This window comes from Haloferula sp. (genome assembly GCF_049672945.1).
Lineage (GTDB): Bacteria > Verrucomicrobiota > Verrucomicrobiia > Verrucomicrobiales > Akkermansiaceae > Haloferula.
The window spans coordinates 1-1,810 of sequence record NZ_JBATWY010000179.1 but is presented as its reverse complement, the minus strand read 5'-3'; the positions used below and the strand labels follow the sequence as shown (position 1 = coordinate 1,810).

Here is a 1,810-nt window from a genome sequence, read left to right as displayed (position 1 = left end):
GGCCGGAAGGTTTGTTGAAAACAACTCAGGCACACATCACGCGGATCGCGAAGCGCAAAGATGATTCGGGCTTCTGGAAACAAACAGGCAATCAAGCCGATCTCGATGCTGTTCAAAGCCACCTTGTTGATGAAGCGGTGCCGGGTCGGATCGAATGTTTTGTATTCTTCGCCGACCCGATCCCAGTAAAGCCGCCTCAAGTCACACGCTTGTTGGAGGCTGAGCTGTTGCAGCCCTGACGAAATATGGTCAGCAGGGCAGTGGGTAAGCTCCAGGGCATCTACATTTGGAAGTCGCTGATTATCAGGGCTTGTACGAAACAGGTGTTTGATTTATTGGGGCCGGATGGCTACCACTCCATCCGATTCATCCGATAATAATCCTGAGGTCGACCTCCGCGGCGGACTGCCCGAGGGTCTTGAAATGTTCGAAGTCATCGAAGACCCGCGCAGCGGCAACGCCACCCGTCATCCCTTCGGATCGATCCTCTTCATCTCGCTGTGCGCATTGCTCTGCGGGATGGACACCTGCGAGGACTTCGTGCGTTTCGCCAAGGCGCGGCGCGAGTGGTTAGAAAAGTGGGTGTCCCTGCCCAACGGCATTCCTTGCGGCAACACCTTCCTACGGATCTTCGCCGCGATCGATCCGCAACGCTTCGCCCAATGCATTGCCGAGTTCGTCGCGGCGGTCTGCCCGGACCTCGCCGGGCAGCTCGTGGCGCTGGACGGCAAGACGCTGCGTGGTAGCCGCAAGGCCGACGAGAGCACCGTGCAGATCGTCAGCGCTTGGGCCTGCCACAATGGGCTGACGCTCGCCCAGCGGGCGGTGGACTCGAAGAGCAACGAGATCACCGCCGTGCCCAAGCTGCTGCGCCATCTCAATCTCAAGGGCGCGGTGGTGAGCATCGACGCGATGGGCGCACAGAAGAAGATCGCGATCGCCATCATCCATGCCGAGGCGGATTACCTGCTGGCGCTGAAGGGCAACCAAGGCACGCTTCACGAAGAGGTTCGGACCTTCTTCGAGGATCCCGATAGCCTTAACTACTACGCGCGGGAGAAGGGAGCGGTGGTCGAGGTCTGTGAGCAGCACGACAAGGGTCACGGTCGGGTTGAGAAACGCGTGTGCACCGTCACCGACTATCTTAGCTGGCTGCCCGCAAAGGTCCGGCGTGACTGGCTCGGGTTGCGCTCCATCGTCAGGGTCGAGAGTCGAGCCGAACTCAGTGACGGCAGGGTGCGCGAAGACACCCGCTACTACCTGAGCAGCCTGCCGCCAGAGGCCATGCGCCATCTCGAACTCAGCCGGGCCCACTGGGGTATCGAGAACTCCTGCCACTGGGTGCTCGATGTGGTCTTTAGCGAAGACCAGGCGAGAGCCCGCTGCGGGGACGCCGCCCAGAACCTTTCATGCCTGAGGCGCATCGCACTCAATATGCTCAAGAAAGACCCCATACGCCCGGGAGAACCAATCCGCGGCAAACGAATCTACGCCGCCCTCGACCCCGCCTACCTCGAAGCGATCATCGGCCTCCGTCAAATGTAGATGCCCTGGAGCGACGTGGCGGTCAACTTGACACCTGACTCTTTCCACGATATTCGTGTAGCATGAAAAACGTGACGATCTCGGTCGATGAGGATGTGGCTCGCTGGGCGAGGGTCTGGGCTGCGGAACACGATACCAGTCTGTCCCGAATCCTGGGGGACGAACTCCGCCGGAAGATGGAGTTGGAGCAGAACTACGGCCGGGCTCAAAGGCGGTTTTTGTCCAAAGTCCCCCGGGAACTGAAGCCGCCCGGAACCTCATACCC

Annotated in this window: 3 protein-coding genes; 2 read left to right on the top strand and 1 reads right to left on the bottom strand. The window is 60.1% G+C overall.

What is annotated here, in order from left to right:
* Positions 1–122: sulfotransferase (locus WBG04_RS16185; protein ID WP_424315559.1), on the bottom strand; the 122-nt coding region annotated here is incomplete at its 3' end.
* Between the two features lie 223 nt (positions 123–345).
* Between WBG04_RS16185 and WBG04_RS16180 the strand changes: the two genes are divergently transcribed.
* Entirely contained in the window at positions 346–1,545 is a 1,200-nt protein-coding gene (locus tag WBG04_RS16180) for an ISAs1 family transposase (protein WP_424315557.1), read from the top strand.
* Positions 1,546–1,607: 62 nt separating this feature from the next.
* Positions 1,608–1,810, top strand: a 203-nt coding sequence (locus WBG04_RS16175; protein ID WP_424315555.1) for a hypothetical protein, incomplete at its 3' end; no start/stop codon positions are given.